11 protein-coding genes, 2 tRNA genes and 2 rRNA genes are annotated in these 18,672 nt (G+C 37.7%); 3 read left to right on the top strand and 12 right to left on the bottom strand.

What is annotated here, in order from left to right; all coding sequences use genetic code 11:
* Positions 1–16: 16 nt before the first annotated feature.
* Positions 17–928 (top strand): ribokinase, encoded by a 912-nt coding sequence (gene rbsK, locus MY490_RS01470; RefSeq protein ID WP_348983779.1) that lies wholly within the window; start codon positions 17–19, stop codon positions 926–928.
* A 248-nt stretch (positions 929–1,176) separates the two neighbouring features.
* On the opposite strand, the gene MY490_RS01465 is transcribed toward rbsK, so the two are convergent.
* From MY490_RS01465 to groES, 3 genes are all read right to left on the bottom strand, one after another.
* The gene (locus MY490_RS01465; RefSeq protein ID WP_282439830.1) at positions 1,177–5,370 is read right to left on the bottom strand and encodes a S8 family serine peptidase; all 4,194 of its coding nucleotides are present in this window, start codon (positions 5,368–5,370) and stop codon (positions 1,177–1,179) included.
* A 797-nt stretch (positions 5,371–6,167) separates the two neighbouring features.
* Positions 6,168–7,793 carry a chaperonin GroEL gene (gene groL / locus MY490_RS01455; protein WP_069033993.1) on the bottom strand — a complete coding sequence of 542 codons (1,626 nt, stop codon included), beginning with the start codon at positions 7,791–7,793 and terminating at the stop codon, positions 6,168–6,170.
* Between the two features lie 59 nt (positions 7,794–7,852).
* Positions 7,853–8,137, bottom strand: coding sequence for a co-chaperone GroES (groES, locus tag MY490_RS01450; RefSeq protein WP_248267680.1), 285 nt, complete (start codon positions 8,135–8,137; stop codon positions 7,853–7,855).
* Positions 8,138–8,411: 274 nt separating this feature from the next.
* On the opposite strand from groES, the gene MY490_RS01445 reads away from it, so the two are divergent.
* Positions 8,412–9,083: a CPBP family intramembrane glutamic endopeptidase gene (locus tag MY490_RS01445; protein WP_248267679.1), complete on the top strand. Its 672-nt coding sequence runs from the start codon at positions 8,412–8,414 to the stop codon at positions 9,081–9,083.
* A 48-nt stretch (positions 9,084–9,131) separates the two neighbouring features.
* Here the strand turns inward: MY490_RS01445 and MY490_RS01440 are convergent, their stop codons facing one another.
* Positions 9,132–9,758 carry a redox-sensing transcriptional repressor Rex gene (locus MY490_RS01440; protein WP_025672092.1) on the bottom strand — a complete coding sequence of 209 codons (627 nt, stop codon included), beginning with the start codon at positions 9,756–9,758 and terminating at the stop codon, positions 9,132–9,134.
* Positions 9,759–9,919: 161 nt separating this feature from the next.
* Here MY490_RS01440 and MY490_RS01435 point away from each other — a divergent pair, with 161 nt between their 5' ends.
* Positions 9,920–11,845, top strand: coding sequence for an ABC-F family ATP-binding cassette domain-containing protein (locus MY490_RS01435; RefSeq protein WP_248267678.1), 1,926 nt, complete (start codon positions 9,920–9,922; stop codon positions 11,843–11,845).
* 216 nt (positions 11,846–12,061) lie between these two features.
* Here the strand turns inward: MY490_RS01435 and tsaD are convergent, their stop codons facing one another.
* The 8 genes from tsaD to MY490_RS01395 all read right to left on the bottom strand — a co-directional run bounded on the left by tsaD (position 12,062) and on the right by MY490_RS01395 (position 18,536).
* Positions 12,062–13,084, bottom strand: coding sequence for a tRNA (adenosine(37)-N6)-threonylcarbamoyltransferase complex transferase subunit TsaD (gene tsaD, locus MY490_RS01430; RefSeq protein ID WP_432707030.1), 1,023 nt, complete (start codon positions 13,082–13,084; stop codon positions 12,062–12,064).
* Positions 13,081–13,533 (bottom strand): ribosomal protein S18-alanine N-acetyltransferase, encoded by a 453-nt coding sequence (gene rimI / locus MY490_RS01425; protein WP_248267677.1) that lies wholly within the window; start codon positions 13,531–13,533, stop codon positions 13,081–13,083. Before rimI ends, tsaD begins: the two co-directional genes overlap by 4 nt.
* Before the next feature lie 9 nt (positions 13,534–13,542).
* Positions 13,543–14,235, bottom strand: coding sequence for a tRNA (adenosine(37)-N6)-threonylcarbamoyltransferase complex dimerization subunit type 1 TsaB (tsaB, locus tag MY490_RS01420; protein ID WP_248267676.1), 693 nt, complete (start codon positions 14,233–14,235; stop codon positions 13,543–13,545).
* On the bottom strand, positions 14,216–14,683 hold the full coding sequence (tsaE, locus tag MY490_RS01415) for a tRNA (adenosine(37)-N6)-threonylcarbamoyltransferase complex ATPase subunit type 1 TsaE (protein WP_248267675.1): 468 nt from the start codon (positions 14,681–14,683) through the stop codon (positions 14,216–14,218). The genes tsaB and tsaE overlap by 20 nt, the downstream gene beginning before the upstream one ends.
* A gap of 402 nt (positions 14,684–15,085) precedes the next feature.
* A tRNA-Asp gene (locus MY490_RS01410) sits at positions 15,086–15,161 on the bottom strand.
* 5 nt (positions 15,162–15,166) lie between these two features.
* Positions 15,167–15,243 (bottom strand) — tRNA-Met (locus MY490_RS01405).
* A gap of 184 nt (positions 15,244–15,427) precedes the next feature.
* Positions 15,428–15,543, bottom strand: a 5S ribosomal RNA gene (rrf, locus tag MY490_RS01400).
* 55 nt (positions 15,544–15,598) lie between these two features.
* Positions 15,599–18,536, bottom strand: a 23S ribosomal RNA gene (locus MY490_RS01395).
* Positions 18,537–18,672 lie beyond the last annotated feature (136 nt).

Genomic DNA, 18,672 nt, shown 5'->3' with positions numbered 1-18,672 from the left:
GTGAACGGAGAAAGATATGAAAATTATCGTGATTGGTAGTGTAAACATGGACATGGTAATGCGAATGAGCCGTGTGCCTGAACTTGGTGAGACCATGCAGGGTGAACGCTTTTTTCTATCAGCGGGTGGGAAAGGTGCTAATCAAGCAGTTGCGGCCGCTAGAATGGGCGTAGAAACTTGGTTGATGGGAAAAGTCGGTGATGATATTTTTGGGCAGTCAATGATGGAATCGATATCGGCGTATGGTGTAAAAACAGACTATCTGACTGTTGAACAGGGAGTGACTACGGGTGTAGCTGCGATTACAGTTTGTAATGGAAATAATGCGATTGTTCTTGATGGTGGAGCAAATAAACTGGTTAGTCCTTCTTATATCAGCGAATATAAAGAACAGCTACTTTCTGCATCTATAATCATGTTGCAGTTAGAAATTCCAATCGAAACAGTGTATGAAGTCATTCGTTTGGTAAAGGGAAAGATACCAATTCTTTTGAATCCAGCACCTGCTGTACCTTTGGAAGAAAATGTTTTAGAGGGAGTAGATTATTTCACTCCGAATGAAATAGAAGTTCGTTTGTATACAGGTGTTGAGGTTAAAACAATAGATGAAGCTTTCATGGCATTAGACATTCTGCGATCTAAGGGGATTCGCTACCCACTCATCACGCTAGGGGAAAAAGGCATTGTATACTTTAATGGGAAAGAGAATGTATATAAACCTTGCAGGAAAATTGTGCCTGTGGATACGACTGCAGCTGGAGATACTTTTTCGGGAACACTGGCTGCGATGCTATCATCAGGAAAAACCATAGATGAAGCAGTTGATTTAGCACAAATCGCTTCATCGCTATCGGTAACAAGAGAAGGAGCACAGACTTCCATCCCAACGCTATCAGCAGTGTTAGAAATAGCTAATTCTAATCTATAAAATGGAGTTTGTATTTGATGAGAAACTGGTGCGAATAAGCATTCGGTGGGTAGGATGCTACTTACCATAGGTGTTGATACAGCAATAGAAATTATTCATTCACAAAATACTAGACTGTTGGATGGGAATACTTTTTCATATTGTAATAGCATTCCGGTTAATTTCAGTGATCCTGAGGGGACTGATGCATTCATAAAGGGACAAAGGTAGCTACCTTTGTCCCTTCTACTCATTTCATTATAATCCGTTTATTTTAAACCTAACTGATTTAACACTGAATCCAACGTAATACCTTTATAAGTATTTTGAGCTTTTGGAGCATCGGAAACGGAAGGGTTTTGTAAACCATAATTGTTAATGATATAGTCCATATCCTTTTTATCAACAGTCCCGTCGAAGTTCAAATCGGAGCCGACTGTTTTCGTTCCCCAATTTTTTTGCATCTCGATGGCATCTAGCACATCAATGACGTTATCTTTATTCACATCTCCAGCTTTCACTGTATTCAATAAAAAGGATATATTTCTTCCGATTGTTTCTCCTCGATCTTCATACGATAACAATAATGACCTATACATCGTAAAATGACCAGGTACATCCATCTTAATGGTATATGGATCTTTAGAAGCTTTTATTCCGTCAGCATTGTAGTTACCAGACTTGTTGGTAATCAAACCTTCCACAGCGGTTTTTCCATCATAAGAAGTGACCGTCACTTTTGCACCAATGTTTCTTTGATCTAATGCGTTATTCCTTTGGCCCGTTAATGGATTAAACATTCCCTCAAATTGTAAACCACCATCTAACCTTGAATAAGTTGGTTTTAGTTTAAACGACTCTATAAACGTATAAACATTGGTTTTTGTTACACCTAATTGATCAATGGTTGTCCCTTTCATTTCGTTCATAGCCCATTGGACAGGCGTGGATTTTGAATACAAGTTAGACGTTTGTAAGTCGAAATTCACTAATGGCATATCTTCTGATAAAGCTTTCGTTCCTAAATAATTAAATGTAATGGTATAGTTCGTAAAATTTGAATCTGATGTGGTTGATACAGAAACCTGTGCATCACCATATTGTTTAACTGCATCACTGACAACGACATTTTTAATGGTAGCCATTTCCCTGCCTGCATTGTCTTTCACGATTGGAATCGTCATCTTTGCTGTTTTTAAGTTCTTTATATTATTGGAACGAACCGAATAATTGACTGTATCTCCAGTCGAAATCGCTTGTTTATTTGGCTTTAAGTAATAATATGGGTATTCATCATTGACAAAGGCTACTCGCAGCATTACCCCAGCATCTGCCGTAAAGTTTCTAGCAGCATCCATTGCATAGAACTGAACTTTTAAAGGCGTCGCTTGCTTTGTAACTAGGATTTGATTTTCTTTATAATTTCCATCTTTATCCGTGTACAGTGGATCGTATGGGAATGGTCCATTGTAAAATGAAACCACTGAATTGCTTGATTGATCCACTGGAATACCTAAGCGATTAGCCTCATCTATTTCAGGATCATGAACCTTTATATTAAAGTCATATAAAAATTGTCCTTTTGCATCAAACTGACTATTATTATATTCAATTACCTTTTGATCTAAGGAATCAAGGCTGGAAGTCATCGTTGGTGCACTAACCTCGTACATGAAATCGGCAACCTTAGTGAATGTTTTCCCTTCCTGATTCGTTCCAATCAGTTTTATTTTATAATGTTTACCCGTTTTCGCTAGGACAAATTTATCACTAACAGGATTTTTCGAGTCACCTGTGAACGGATAATAAGCCCCATTAAATCCAAGAGAATTAGTATAAACCTGGTTTTCATTAAATGCTAAAGGATTGAAAGAACCAAGTGAACCAAGATCTTCACCCGTTGTTCCATCTTGTAATACTACATCTAACGTCTTCATATGGGACTTTAATGAGAAGTTATATCCCATAGATGTCAGTGCATTTTGTGACCAAGCTGTATCACCAGAAAACATTGGATTAATAATCGTAAATGAGTCAATTCCTTCATTTACAACTCGTCCACCGAAAGGAATTTGGTAAGTTTCTGTCGGATCTTCATCATTGGTAAATACGATATATCCCTCATATGTTCCTTTTGCAGCTGTTTTTGGAATAGTCAAGTTATACTTAATAACGCGCTGGCTATTACCTTCAATATTAACTGAAGTTGGTCCATCCAATGTTACATTGTTTAAAGCTGCATCCAATGAGCCTCTTAATCCGCTTTGGAACTTTACATTGACGCTAAATGTTTTTGCTTTTTCACTGTTATTTTTTAAAATGATATTTCTATCTTCTGAAATGTCTTGGTTGTCAAACCCAAATGATCCGAAGCTAATTCCACCTGTTAATTCTCTAATTGTTTTTTCTTTATTTTTATGATTAAGGTTTGTTGTACGATCGTCTACCTGTAGCTCCATATTTGAGTGAATCGCCTCATAGGCATCTACCTGTCCACTACCAACTTCGAATACACTGTATTTTTTTGTTAGAGGATCAGCAGTATTCATTAATATCGATTTAATATCCGCTGGTTCAAGTTTGCTATTTGCTTGTAATAATAGCGCTGATACACCTGCAACATAAGGTGTTGCCATCGAAGTACCTGATAAACGTGCATATGAATATTTATAGTCCTCAGGTTTTGATCCATCGAGCGTTTTGTCATTTATATAAAATGGAACAGTCGAAAGAATAGCAGCACCCGGTGCAACTACTTCTGGTTTAATATCATAATTAACACGTGAAGGACCTCTTGAACTAAAAGCAGCTAATTCACCGCCAGCAGTTTGTGTTTTTGTAAAATCACCAAATGTAATTGTGTTTTTACCAGCTTTTATGGCTGCTAAAATGGCTTGTCCTTCCAAGTTACTTACAGAGAATGAAGGAACCGCATCAACTGATTCACCGATAAATGGCTGGATTGCACCTTCTGCACTGTTCAATTCATCATTATACATCAATACGCCAATTGCACCTTTAGCTTTTGCGTTTTTGATTTTATCAAGTAAAGCAATCGAACCACGCTTAATGAATGCGATATTTCCACTAATAGGTTTCCCAGTAAAATCAGTTGGTCTACCAAGTCCGGCATCAACAAGCGTATAGGTTTTCCCTTTTAACTGTGTCAAATCATCTTTATAGTTTCTTGCAAGCTGTCTTAATGTATAATTTACTCCATTTTGCACTCCAGAAAATTGAAAAACATCAAGGGGAATAGTAGATGCACCAACTGTTAACGCCAATGCCGCAGCCCCAGGTGAACCAAGTGTATACATATTGTCTCCACTATTTCCTGCCGCAACAACTGTCGTTACACCACTTAGCACGGCATTGTTGACTGCAATGGAAGTCGCGTAAAGAGGATCATTTATCGAACCTCCTAATGACAAATTAAGAACATTCATCCCATCACTAACAGCTCGATCAAGTCCGGCAATGATAGTATCTGTCGTACCAGAACCATAAGCTCCAAGCACTCGATACGAATAAAGATCTGCTTCCGGTGCAGCGCCTACTGTTTTATATTCACTATCGGCCACACCTCTACCAGCAATAATACCGGCAACATGTGTACCATGCTCTGTATAGTAAGAAATACCACTATTTAATTCTGGTTTTCCTGATTTTTTCCAATCGGCATATGTAGTTTCCATCGGATCATTATCATCATCAACAAAATCATATCCACCTTTATAGGCACCCTTAAGGTCAGGATGGTTGTAATCCATTCCCGTATCGAGTATCCCTATCTTGATGCCTTTCCCTGTAAAGCCTTCTGCATGTAGGCGTTCAAGTCCATTGTAAGGTGCGTAATTTGGAACATTTGCTTCATCCACTTTTAACTGCACATCTTCAGCAGCGGGAGGATCAATTGAAAACACTTCATTGCTCCATACTGATTTTACTACTTTTGATTTTATTAGATTCTTAATTTGGTTAGCTGGTAAACTAATCGAAACACCATTAAATGCATGTTTATAGGAATGATGAATTTTATAATCCACTACGTTATTTTGATCGTCTGTTAAAATTTGCCCTAAATCCTGAGAGAACGTATCATGATCCTTTTGAATTAAATCACTTGCTTCGTTCTCGGATAGTTCTTGACCTTTTAAACCTGCCTCTATTTTGGCCACTTTAGCAGGCTTATTGGCAAATTCAACAATAACAGTTGTTTGTTTGGTCGAATTTAAGTCAGTATCTGAAGAAATTTGCAGTCCAGTTGTTTCATTCGTAGACAGTTGTTGAAGAGCCGCTCTTTGTTCTGATGTTAAATTCGCAAGCAAATTCTCCGCATTTGAGTTACTAACGGCTTTCGTAATAGTTGGCCCCTGACCAACGCAACCTAGAATAAAACTAGATGATAGAGTTGCTATCGCTAAGCTTTTTACAATCCTACTTTTTTTGGCTTTATTACTCACTTATTTTCCCTCCAAATCTCCTAATTACAAATGTAAGTACAATGAATAACTAAACGGTATTTAATGATCGCAATGAATCTAGTTTTTCATTTATCCACACTCAAATAATTATTACATAATTATGAATATTGTAAATTGGGGGAATTTTAAGATATTATATGAATAAAATTTAACCTATTACGATTGACTTTTTATAATAGAAATTGTTGTTTAAAGTCTTTTTGATAGTGAAATTGTTGGATTTTGGAGAAAAATATTATTTATATGTCGAAATTTCAACTATTTCGAATTATTAATATTGGGCAAATAGGATAGAATCTATTAAAGATCGTTGCAAAAAAATGATTTTTAGTCAAATAAAAACCCTATTGCTATATCTAAGCATTTAGGGATTAACTAATTTTTCATTATAAATATTCCATTATTTAAAGAACTATCTAACCATAATTACAGGGAGATAGCACTTTTTTCCTTGATATAGGTATTAGTTATTTTATAAGGAGAGTTAGAATTATTTTGTTCTACAGTAAAAGGTAGGTGGTGCGCGGAAGGGAGAATTATTAGTATAAACATAGGATGATATTAACTTATAGATAGTTCCATTCAATTTGCAAAGAATTTTTTCATAACAATGGACATTCATGCTCACATGACATAAAACATGGAAGAAAAAGCTTCCCAAAAGTTCAGTGACCTAATGAGTAGCTATATGAAATAAAAACAAAAGTGGTCAAAATGTGGTCACGCTAATTATAAACATAAAAAAACCCTTGATTTCTCAAGGGTTTTTCACTTTATTACATCATGCCGCCCATGCCCATGCCGCCCATGTCAGGCATTGCTGGTGCATTTTTCTCAGGGATGTCAGCTACTACTGCTTCAGTTGTTAAGAACATAGCTGAAACAGATGCTGCGTTTTGAAGCGCAGAACGTGTAACTTTAGTTGGGTCAACGATACCTTCTTCGATCATGTTTACCCATTGTCCGTTAGCAGCATTGAATCCAACGCCAACTTCCGCACTTTTTAATTTCTCAATAATTACTGATCCTTCTAGACCAGCATTTGTAGCGATTTGACGAACTGGAGCTTCAAGTGCACGTAATACGATGTTGATACCTGTTGCTACGTCACCTTCTGCTTCGATTGCAGCTACTTTATTATATACGCTCATTAATGCAGTACCACCACCAGCTACAATACCTTCTTCAACTGCAGCACGTGTAGAGTTTAATGCATCTTCAATACGTAATTTACGCTCTTTTAATTCAGTTTCAGTTGCAGCACCAACTTTGATTACTGCTACACCACCAGCTAATTTAGCTAAACGCTCTTGTAATTTTTCGCGATCAAATTCAGAAGTAGTTTCTTCTAATTGAGCACGGATTACGCCGATACGTCTTTGGATTGCTTCAGTTTCACCAGCACCTTCAACGATTGTAGTGTTTTCTTTTGTTACTACAACTTTTGAAGCACGACCTAATTGAGTGATGTTAGTTGTTTTAAGATCTAATCCTAATTCTTCTGTAATCACTTCACCGCCAGTTAAGATCGCGATATCTTCTAACATTGCTTTACGACGGTCACCGAAGCCAGGAGCTTTAACAGTAACTGCATTGAACGTACCACGTAATTTATTTACGATGATCGTTGCTTGTGCTTCACCTTCAACATCCTCAGCAATGATTAATAGTGGCTTACCTTGTTGAACAACTTGCTCAAGTACTGGTAAGATTTCTTGAATGTTTGTTACTTTTTTATCTGTGATTAAAATATATGGGTTTTCTAATTCAGCAACCATTTTCTCTGAATTTGTAACCATGTAAGGAGAAGAGTATCCACGGTCAAATTGCATACCTTCTACTACTTCTAACTCAGTTGTGAAACCTTTTGATTCTTCAAGAGTGATAACTCCATCGTTACCAACGCGCTCCATTGCTTCAGCAATTAATTGTCCAACTTCTGGATCCGCTGAAGAAATTGCAGCAACTTGTGCGATTGACTCTTTACCTTCAATTGGTTTTGAGATTGTTTTTAATTCTTCAATTGCTACAGCAACTGCTTTTTCGATACCTTTACGGATACCCATTGGGTTTGCTCCAGCAGTTACGTTTTTAAGACCCTCACGAATCATAGCTTGCGCTAAAACTGTCGCAGTTGTTGTACCGTCCCCAGCAACATCATTCGTTTTGCTAGCAACTTCTGCAACTAATTTTGCACCCATATTTTCAAATGCATCTTCTAATTCTATTTCTTTTGCGATTGTAACACCATCATTTGTAATTAATGGAGAACCAAATTTTTTCTCAAGAACTACGTTACGTCCTTTTGGTCCTAAAGTTACTTTTACAGCATCAGCTAAAGCGTCTACTCCACGTAACATTGCGCGACGTGCTTCTTCACCAAATCTAATGTCCTTTGCCATGAAAATGACCTCCTTATAATATAAAAAGTATATTTTTTAATTTAAGTATTTTTATTTTATTAACCTATGATTGCAAGTATATCGTTTTCGCGAAGAACTAGATATTCAGTACCACCGTACTTAACTTCTGTTCCTGAATATTTAGAGAAGATAATGCGGTCACCTACAGATACTTCTAAAGTAACGCGCTCACCATTTTCAAGTACTCGACCAGTACCTACTGCAACAACTTTGCCTTCTTGTGGCTTTTCTTGTGCACTACCTGGTAAAACGATACCACTAGCAGTTTTTTCTTCAGACTCAACAAGCTCAATTACAACACGATCACCTAATGGCTTTAACATGTGTAATACCTCCTCAATAATCAAATCATTATTTTTTAGCACTCATGTATATTGAGTGCTAACACAATTATTAGTTTAAATAATATCAAAAAATTTTGCAAGCCCGAAGCAGGCACTTTTCTTGTCGAAATTTAATAAGTTTTTTTCTTAACGATCAAAAGTAAAATAAAAAGTGAAAATTTCTTTTAAGAAACAAAAGAAACGAGTAAAATAATGTACGTGTTGTTATAAACCTTTGGGTTATGAAAAATATCAACACAAAGGAGCTAACGTATTGAAAACTAGAGATTTATGGATTTTATTAACGTATGTCGTTCTTCAATATTCAGCGGTATTTGGGGTGCCCTATTTATTAAATAGTAACTTATACGTTGGAGTGGATCAGAAAACAGCTTCTCTTGAAGCAGTGGCATTATGGGGTTGTATTAGTTTCGTAAGTGGATTAATTATTATACTTATCTTATTACATAAACCCATTTATGAAGGAATAAAGAATCTAAAAGCTAATTATCGTACAATAATAAATTGGGTTGTTTTAGGTTATTTCATAACAATGCTAACTCAAATTGTTTGTAATTTAATTTTAATTTATGTATTTGAACTACATAAGGGCTCAGAAAATACTCAAAATATCATAAACATCGCTAAGCTTAACCCGGCCTTTATTATCATACCAAGTTTAGTTGCACCAATTTTAGAGGAGATTATTTTTCGTCGAATTATTTTTAAAAGGCTTTATAATCGTTTACCATTTATTATTTCTGCTGGAATTAGTTCAGCGGTCTTTTCGCTTATGCACGGAGACTTGCCCTTCTTTTTATCTTACTTTCTAATCGGTTTTGTATTTTGTTATCTGTATAAACGAACAAACTCAATTATGGTTCCAATCTTAACACATATGTTAATGAACTCTTTTGTCGTTTTTCAGCAAATCAATTTACATTAAAAACCAAAAACCCCCAAATTTTTTGGGGGTTTTTATTCTAATATGAATTTATTGTTGTAAAAAATATGCCAATGTTTGCAGTTCAACGGCTAAGTCTATATGATGAATGCGAATATGTTCTGGTACACTAATTCGTGCAGGTGTGAAATTTAAGATTCCTCTAATATTTTTTCCATTTAATCGATCAGCTATTGATTGTGCTACAGGTGCAGGTACAGTTAAAATAACGATTTGAATATCTTCATTCATAACTTCCTCTAGATTATCTAGATTATAAACGGGTACTCCACCTATTTCAGTGCCAATTTTATTTGGATCAATATCAAATGCCATCTCAATTTTTGTATTATTATTTTTTATAAAATTATAGTGTAAGAATGCAGTTCCTAAATTACCAACACCAATTAATGCAACTTTCATAACTTCATGTTGGTTAAGCGCTTTCGAGAAAAAAGTTAATAAATAATTTACGTTATAGCCATAACCTTTTTTACCAAGTGCTCCAAAATATGAAAAATCTCTTCTGATTGTAGCGGAATCTACCTTTACTGCTTCACTTAACTCTGCTGAAGAAACTCTTTGTTTACCTGATAAAGACAAATTCTTTATAAAACGGTAATATAAAGGTAGACGTTTAGCAGTAGCTTGTGGAATTTTAATTTGTTCCGAATCCATTTTTTAATCCCCCACTTACTGTAATTCTTTTTACTATGGTGTGTAATTTGACTTTATTTTAGTAATAAAGTATTTGTTCTAATGTAAAATATACACTATATTTAAGAATTTTGACAGTCTACAGTTATATACATAAAAAATTTTGCAATGAGGTGTTATCCATGATTCTTTTACAAGTAAATAATGTCTCAAAGTATTTTGGTAGTGACATTATACTTTCAAATATAAAATTAGAAGTTCAAATGAGTGATCGAGTTGCCATTGTCGGACGTAATGGAGCGGGAAAATCTACATTATTGAAAATAATAGCAGGTGAAATATCCTATGATGGCGGCGAAATAAATAAACCCAAAGACGTTACTGTTGGCTATCTAGCCCAAAACTCTGGTTTACAAAGCGATAAAACGATTTGGGAAGAATATTATTCTGTATTTAATCATTTAGTAGAGATGCAGGACAATATGCGAAAATTAGAAGTTAAAATGACTAGAGAGGATGTCTACTCTAATCAAGCCGTTTATGACAAGGTTATGAATGAATATGATCATCTTCAATATACATTCAAAGAAAACGGTGGTTACCAGTTTGAAGCAGATATTCGTTCAATAATTAGTGGTTTAGGTTTTAGTAATGAAGATTACGAAACAAAAATTTCCTCGTTAAGCGGTGGACAAAAGACAAGACTGGCATTAGGTAAGCTATTATTGACAAAACCTGATTTGTTAATCCTGGATGAGCCTACAAACCATTTAGATATTGACACTCTAAGTTGGTTAGAGCGCTACTTACAGTCATATCCTGGTGCAGTTTTAATCGTTTCTCACGATCGATACTTTCTTGATCAAGTTGTTAATATTGTTTATGAAATATCTAATCATAAGCATCAACGATTTGTTGGTAATTATAGTAAGTACCTTGAACTAAAGGCAGCTCAATATGAACAAGAGTTAAAACAGTTCGAAAAGCAACAAGAGGAAATCTCTAAACTTGAAGATTTTGTACAGCGTAATATTGCGCGTGCTTCAACTACAAAAAGAGCTCAAAGTCGTAGGAAACAATTAGATCGTATGGTTCGATTAGACAGGCCACTTGGAGACGAATCTTCGGCTAATTTTTCATTTACAATTGAAAAACAAAGCGGTAATGATGTGTTGTCTGTACAAGATTTATATATTGGCTATGATCGTATTCCAACAATTGATCAACCGATGAGATTTGTACTGAATCGAGGCGATAGTGTCGCATTAGTCGGTCCAAATGGTGTTGGTAAATCGACTTTACTTAAAACGATTATTGGAGATTTAGAAAAATTACAGGGAACAATTGATTTTGGTGCAAATGTTTCAGTTGGATACTATGATCAAGAGCAAGCAAAACTAACTTCTAATAAAAGAGTATTAGACGAACTTTGGGATGATTATCCATTAAAGGCCGAACAAGAGATTCGAACAATATTAGGGAACTTTTTATTTTCTGGAGATGATGTGACAAAAATTGTTAACTCTTTAAGTGGTGGAGAAAAGGCAAGATTAGCTTTGGCTAAGCTTATGATGAAAAAAGCTAATTTCCTAATTCTTGATGAGCCTACTAACCATTTAGATTTAGATAGTAAAGAAGTGTTAGAGAATGCTTTATTAGATTACCCTGGAACGATTTTATTTGTTTCTCATGATCGATACTTTATGAACAGATTATCCACAAAAACTTTTGAACTAGCAAAAGCAGGATTATCAATTTATTTGGGTGATTATGACTATTACCAATTTAAGAAAAACGAAGCATTTGAAAAAGAACAAGCAGAAAAAGAGGCTACATTAGCACAAGTTAAACAATCCTCTCAACCAATTTCTGATTATCAACAAGACAAAGAATTGAAGAAAAAACTCCGTCAAACTCAGCGCCGTATAGAAGAAATTGAAAGTAATATATCGCAATTTGAGCTTGATATAGAGACAATCGAACTAGAATTATGTAAGCCAGAAGTTTACGGTGATTTTCAATTAGTACAGGAATTAACAAATAAGAAAAGTGATATCGAAGCTAAGTTAATAGACCTAATGGAAGAATGGGAGAACTTACAAGATTAATGACTAAACGGATAAGCTAATTGCTATCCGTTTTTTCTTATCTACATATTTATCCACATATATTCAATTATCATTTAGCTTTTACACAGGTTTATACACATTATCCACAGAAAAATAGTAATGTTATACACAATTTTGTACACATAGTTTAATAAGTTTTTAACAAATAAAAAGTACTTATCCACATTTTATTGAAAAATTGTGAATAAGTACTTCTTACATATTCTCTAAATCCAAACCTGGATTCCCGTTTAATGCCAAATTACCTAGTTTTCCTTGTTTTAACCGGATAAATGCAGCCGCACCAATCATAGCAGCATTATCTGTACAAAGTGATAGTGGTGGTATAACTAATTCTACATTAGTCAAAGCATTCATCTCTTCTTGTAATGAAGCTCTCAACCCTTTATTAGCCGCAACTCCTCCGGCCAATAAAACTTGTTTTACATTATATTCTTTTGCAGCCTGAATTGTTTTTGAAACAATTACTTCAATTACACTTTCTTGAAAGCTTGCTGCAACATCAGCTGGTGAAATTTCCTTGCCTCTTTGCTCAGCATTATGCATATAATTAATAACTGATGACTTTAACCCACTAAAACTAAAATCATAGCTACCCTCTTCTAACCATGCTCTAGGAAAGGGAATCGTTGCATTTCCTTCTTGTGCTAGACGATCAATGTGAGGACCACCTGGATAAGGTAATTTAAGTGTTCTAGCGACCTTATCATAAGCTTCTCCTGCTGCATCATCCCTTGTTTCACCTATTACTTCAAAAATGCCATCTTCCTTCATGTAGACAAGCTCCGTATGTCCACCAGAAACAACTAAGGCTAATAGTGGATATTGCAGGGGCTGTACAAGTTGATTAGCATAAATATGACCCGCAATGTGGTGTACTCCTATAAGTGGTAATCCATGTGCAAATGCAATTGCTTTTGCAGCATTTACCCCAATTAGTAAAGCTCCAACAAGTCCTGGACCTTCTGTAACTGCTACAGCAGCTAGCTCTTCATATTCTACCTTTGCTTGCTTCATTGCTTCTTCGATTACTAAAGTTATTTGCTCAACATGTAATCGTGATGCAACTTCAGGTACAACTCCACCAAAACGTTTATGAATATCTATTTGAGTAGCTACTACATTACTTAAAATTTCATTTCCATTTTTAACAACTGCTGCTGAAGTTTCATCACAGCTTGTCTCTATAGCAATAATTAAACAATTTTCATTTATCATTTCAAATTCACCCACATAACTAATGCATCCTCAAAATTATCTGTATAATAGCTTTTACGAATACCACCATCTTGGAATCCCAGCTTTCGATATAGTCCCATTGCTACATGATTCGATACCCTTACTTCTAAAGTTAATGTATCAGCTCCAAGATTTTTAGCAGTTTCCATTACCGCCTGAAGTAACTTTTCGCCAAGACCTACTCCCCTATAATCTGGCAAAATAGCTATATTTGTAATATGTCCCTCGTCAATAACCACCCATAATCCACAATAACCAATTATTTTCTCATCTACTTCAGCCACTATATAATTGGCAAATTGATTTGAATATAATTCATTATAAAAAGCATCATATGTCCATGGTGTAGGGAATGATTGTTTTTCAATTTCTACTATTTGATCTAAATCTTCTTCTTTCATTTTACGAAAAGCAACCGATGAGATCATAATATCCTCCTACTTTTCTTGGCTTGCAAGCCAATTAGCTTCTGCCTCTGATAATCTTAAATATTCTGGTACAAAATTATGAACTGATTCTTCCTTTTCTTCTAAGCTACATGTAAACAGTTCACTAGGTCTCTGGTTATTCATACTTTCTTTTGCAAAGACAGCTTTATCTTTTAAATGCTCAATAATAAATTCTTTATGAATTAATACATCATTACCAATAAATAAGATTTGTTCATTATAAGATTTAAGCTTTTCAATCCATATACTTCGGTCAATATTGCAGTCTTCTAATACCTCATTAGTAACCTGTCCTCTAAAATCATAAAGACCTGTAAATAATAAGTTGCGTCTTGCATCAAATAATGGACAAACTAATCCATTAAAATATCGCCCGTTAGCAGCCAATACCTTCAAACTTGATACTCCGATAATTGGAATATTTAAAGTGAAAGCTAATGATTTAGCCACAGTGACACCAATGCGTACACCTGTATAAGAGCCTGGACCTTTTGCAACTACTATTTTAGATAATTCCTTTGGTTTTATATTGCATTCTTCCATTAAAGTACTAATTGCTGGCATTAATCGTACAGAATGGTTTTTATTAATAAATGTTATCGTTTCTCCAATAACAGATTGATCTTTTATTAGACTAATCCCCATAACATTAGTAGATGTATCAATTGCTAAAACGGTCATTGTTTATTAACTCCTTACAAATAAATTCATACCTAGATCCATTTGGAATAAAAGTAATCATTCTACCATTTTCTTCATGAGTTATTATGATTTTTAAGAATTCATTTGGTAGGTAATCTGAAATTAAATGAGCCCATTCTACAACACAAACACCTTCACCCATAAAATACTCATCAAAGCCTAAATCTTCACTACTACCTTCTAAACGATAAACATCCATATGATATAGAGGAATTCTACCTTTATATTCTTTAATAATATTAAAAGTTGGGCTATTAACCGTTCTTTTTACATCAAGACCTTTAGCAAATCCTTTTGTAAAAGTGGTCTTTCCAGCACCAAGATCTCCTTCTAATAATATTACATCTTTTTGTTGCACTAATTGTCCGAGAAAAAATGCAATTTCTTGAGTTTCTTCCTCAGTATTTGTATGTAAAACAATTTCCAATTACTTCACCACCAAAATTCTAACTCGTCTATTTCTAACTTTGCCATATTATATCATTTCAAAACATTAAGCGGATGTCAAACAGTAATATTCTTTTGAATAGTTTCAATAAATTATTGAAACTTATATTTAGATTGTTTTCGTTTATTTTGTTACTTCTCTTGCTTATCGATGGCGTAACCTTGGGCTTTTAGTCGCATAAGCGCCTTGTAATCTCCTACCATCCCAAGTTTCCTAATTAAGGTTGAGTTAAGCATCCTTAGCTTATGTCGGCTTCTGTTTTAAACAGTTATAATCGTTAAAAGTAATACTCCTGCAAATAAAATCTATTTATATATTACTCATTTCAAAAATAATAAAAAAAACGAAACAATTTTTGTTTCGTTTTAAGAATCGTATGTATGGCGGTCCCGACCGGGATCGAACCGGCGATCTCCTGCGTGACAGGCAGGCATGTTAACCGCTACACCACGGGACCATTTTTGGTTGCGGGGACAGGATTTGAACCTGCGACCTTCGGGTTATGAGCCCGACGAGCTACCAGACTGCTCCACCCCGCGATAATAAGAAAATAATTTAATTTTTAAATCCATGAAGTTTTACCCTGTTAAGACCATCCCAATCTCAGGATGTTAATACAAGTAGCGGCTCGATTGGTATGCTGAAGTAATTTCTTCGAAGCATATTCGTTCGTGCTCCACCCCGCGATTATAAGAAAATAACTTATTTTCATAAAAAATCTAAACCAGGCGACGTTCTACTCTCACAGGGGGAAACCCCCAACTACCATCGACGCTGAAGAGCTTAACTGCCGTGTTCGGTATGGGAACGGGTGTGACCTCTTCGCACTAATCACCTGATTTATAGAGTTGTACTTCGTACCCTCAAAACTAGATAATGTCATTATCAAACTTGTTAGTTAAGTCCTCGACCGATTAGTATCAGTCAGCTCCACGTGTCACCACGCTTCCACCTCTGACCTATCAACCTGATCGTCTCTCAGGGGTCTTACTAGCTTAACGCTATGGGAAATCTCATCTTGAGGGGGGCTTCATGCTTAGATGCTTTCAGCACTTATCCCTTCCACACATAGCTACCCAGCCATGCTCTTGGCAGAACAACTGGTACACCAGCGGTGTGTCCATCCCGGTCCTCTCGTACTAAGGACAGCTCCTCTCAAATTTCCTGCGCCCACGACGGATAGGGACCGAACTGTCTCACGACGTTCTGAACCCAGCTCGCGTACCGCTTTAATGGGCGAACAGCCCAACCCTTGGGACCGACTACAGCCCCAGGATGCGATGAGCCGACATCGAGGTGCCAAACCTCCCCGTCGATGTGGACTCTTGGGGGAGATAAGCCTGTTATCCCCGGGGTAGCTTTTATCCGTTGAGCGATGGCCCTTCCATGCGGAACCACCGGATCACTAAGCCCGACTTTCGTCCCTGCTCGACTTGTAGGTCTCGCAGTCAAGCTCCCTTATGCCTTTACACTCTTCGAATGATTTCCAACCATTCTGAGGGAACCTTTGGGCGCCTCCGTTACTCTTTAGGAGGCGACCGCCCCAGTCAAACTGCCCACCTGACACTGTCTCCGAGCCGGATCACGGCTCTAGGTTAGAATTTCAATACAGCCAGGGTAGTATCCCACCGACGCCTCCACCGAAGCTAGCGCTCCGGCTTCTCAGGCTCCTACCTATCCTGTACAAGCTGTACCAAAATTCAATATCAAGCTGCAGTAAAGCTCCACGGGGTCTTTCCGTCCTGTCGCGGGTAACCTGCATCTTCACAGGTACTATAATTTCACCGAGTCTATGGTTGAGACAGTGCCCAAATCGTTACGCCTTTCGTGCGGGTCGGAACTTACCCGACAAGGAATTTCGCTACCTTAGGACCGTTATAGTTACGGCCGCCGTTTACTGGGGCTTCAATTCAGAGCTTCTCCCGTAAGGGATAACCCCTCCTCTTAACCTTCCAGCACCGGGCAGGCGTCAGCCCCTATACTTCGCCTTGCGGCTTCGCAGAGACCTGTGTTTTTGCTAAACAGTCGCTTGGGCCTTTTCACTGCGGCTCTCCCGGGCATACACCCAAAAGAGCACCCCTTCTCCCGAAGTTACGGGGTCATTTTGCCGAGTTCCTTAACCATAGTTCTCTCGCTCACCTTAGGATTCTCTCCTCGCCTACCTGTGTCGGTTTGCGGTACAGGCACCTATTTCCTCGCTAGAAGCTTTTCTTGGCAGCGTAGAATCAGGAACTTCGGTACTATATTTCCCTCGCCATCACAACTCAGCCTTATGATGTGCGGATTTTCCTACACATCAGCCTAATTGCTTGGACGCGCATATCCAGCAGCGCGCTTACCCTATCTTTCTGCGTCCCTCCATTGCTCAAACGGAAATGAGGTGGTACAGGAATATCAACCTGTTGTCCATCGCCTACGCCTTTCGGCCTCGGCTTAGGTCCTGACTAACCCTGGGAGGACGAGCCTTCCCCAGGAAACCTTAGGCATACGGTGGACGGGATTCTCACCCGTCTTTCGCTACTCATACCGGCATTCTCACTTCTAAGCGCTCCACCAGTCCTTACGATCTAGCTTCAACGCCCTTAGAACGCTCCCCTACCACTGATACCATACGGTATCAATCCGCAGCTTCGGTGATACGTTTAGCCCCGTTACATTTTCGGCGCAGAGTCACTCGACCAGTGAGCTATTACGCACTCTTTAAATGGTGGCTGCTTCTAAGCCAACATCCTGGTTGTCTAAGCAACTCCACATCCTTTTCCACTTAACGTATACTTTGGGACCTTAGCTGGCGGTCTGGGCTGTTTCCCTCTTGACCACGGATCTTATCACTCGTAGTCTGACTCCTATGGATAAGTCATTGGCATTCGGAGTTTGACTGAATTCGGTAACCCGTTGGGGGCCCCTAGTCCAATCAGTGCTCTACCTCCAAGACTCTAACACATAAGGCTAGCCCTAAAGCTATTTCGGGGAGAACCAGCTATCTCCGAGTTCGATTGGAATTTCTCCGCTACCCACACCTCATCCCCGCACTTTTCAACGTGCGTGGGTTCGGACCTCCATTCAGTGTTACCTGAACTTCATCCTGGACATGGGTAGATCACTCGGTTTCGGGTCTACGACCACGTACTATATCGCCCTATTCAGACTCGCTTTCGCTGCGGCTCCGTCTCTTCAACTTAACCTTGCACGGGATCGTAACTCGCCGGTTCATTCTACAAAAGGCACGCCATCACTCGTTAACGAGCTCTGACTATTTGTAAGCACACGGTTTCAGGTTCTCTTTCACTCCCCTTCCGGGGTGCTTTTCACCTTTCCCTCACGGTACTGGTTCACTATCGGTCACTAGGTAGTATTTAGCCTTGGGAGATGGTCCTCCCAGATTCCGACGGAATTTCACGTGTTCCGCCGTACTCAGGATCCACTCAAGAGGGAACGAGGTTTCAACTACAGGGTTTTTACCTTCTTTGACGGACCTTTCCAGGTCGCTTCATTTACCCCGTTCCTTTGTAACTCCGTATAGAGTGTCCTACAACCCCAAGAGGCAAGCCTCTTGGTTTGGGCTATCTTCCGTTTCGCTCGCCGCTACTCAGGAAATCGCTATTGCTTTCTATTCCTCCAGGTACTTAGATGTTTCAGTTCCCTGGGTCTGTCCTCAGTACCCTATGTATTCAGGTAAAGATACTACTCCATTACGAGTAGTGGGTTTCCCCATTCGGAAATCTCCGGATCAAAGCTTACTTACAGCTCCCCGAAGCATATCGGTGTTAGTCCCGTCCTTCATCGACTCCTAGTGCCAAGGCATCCACCGTGCGCCCTTTCTAACTTAACTAATTTTAAAACTAATTGAATTAAACTTACGCAGTTTAATGAATGACATTATCTAGTTTTCAAGGTACAAAGTTGAGAGTGAACTCTCAAAACTAAACAAAACAATGAAGAAACATTTCATACATGAACCATCGGTT

Origin of the sequence: Gottfriedia acidiceleris (genome assembly GCF_023115465.1) — a bacterium.
Taxonomy (GTDB): Bacteria; Bacillota; Bacilli; order Bacillales; family Bacillaceae_G; genus Gottfriedia; species Gottfriedia acidiceleris_B.
The sequence above is the reverse complement of the archived record's forward strand: the minus strand, read 5'-3'. Positions and strand labels throughout refer to the sequence as shown.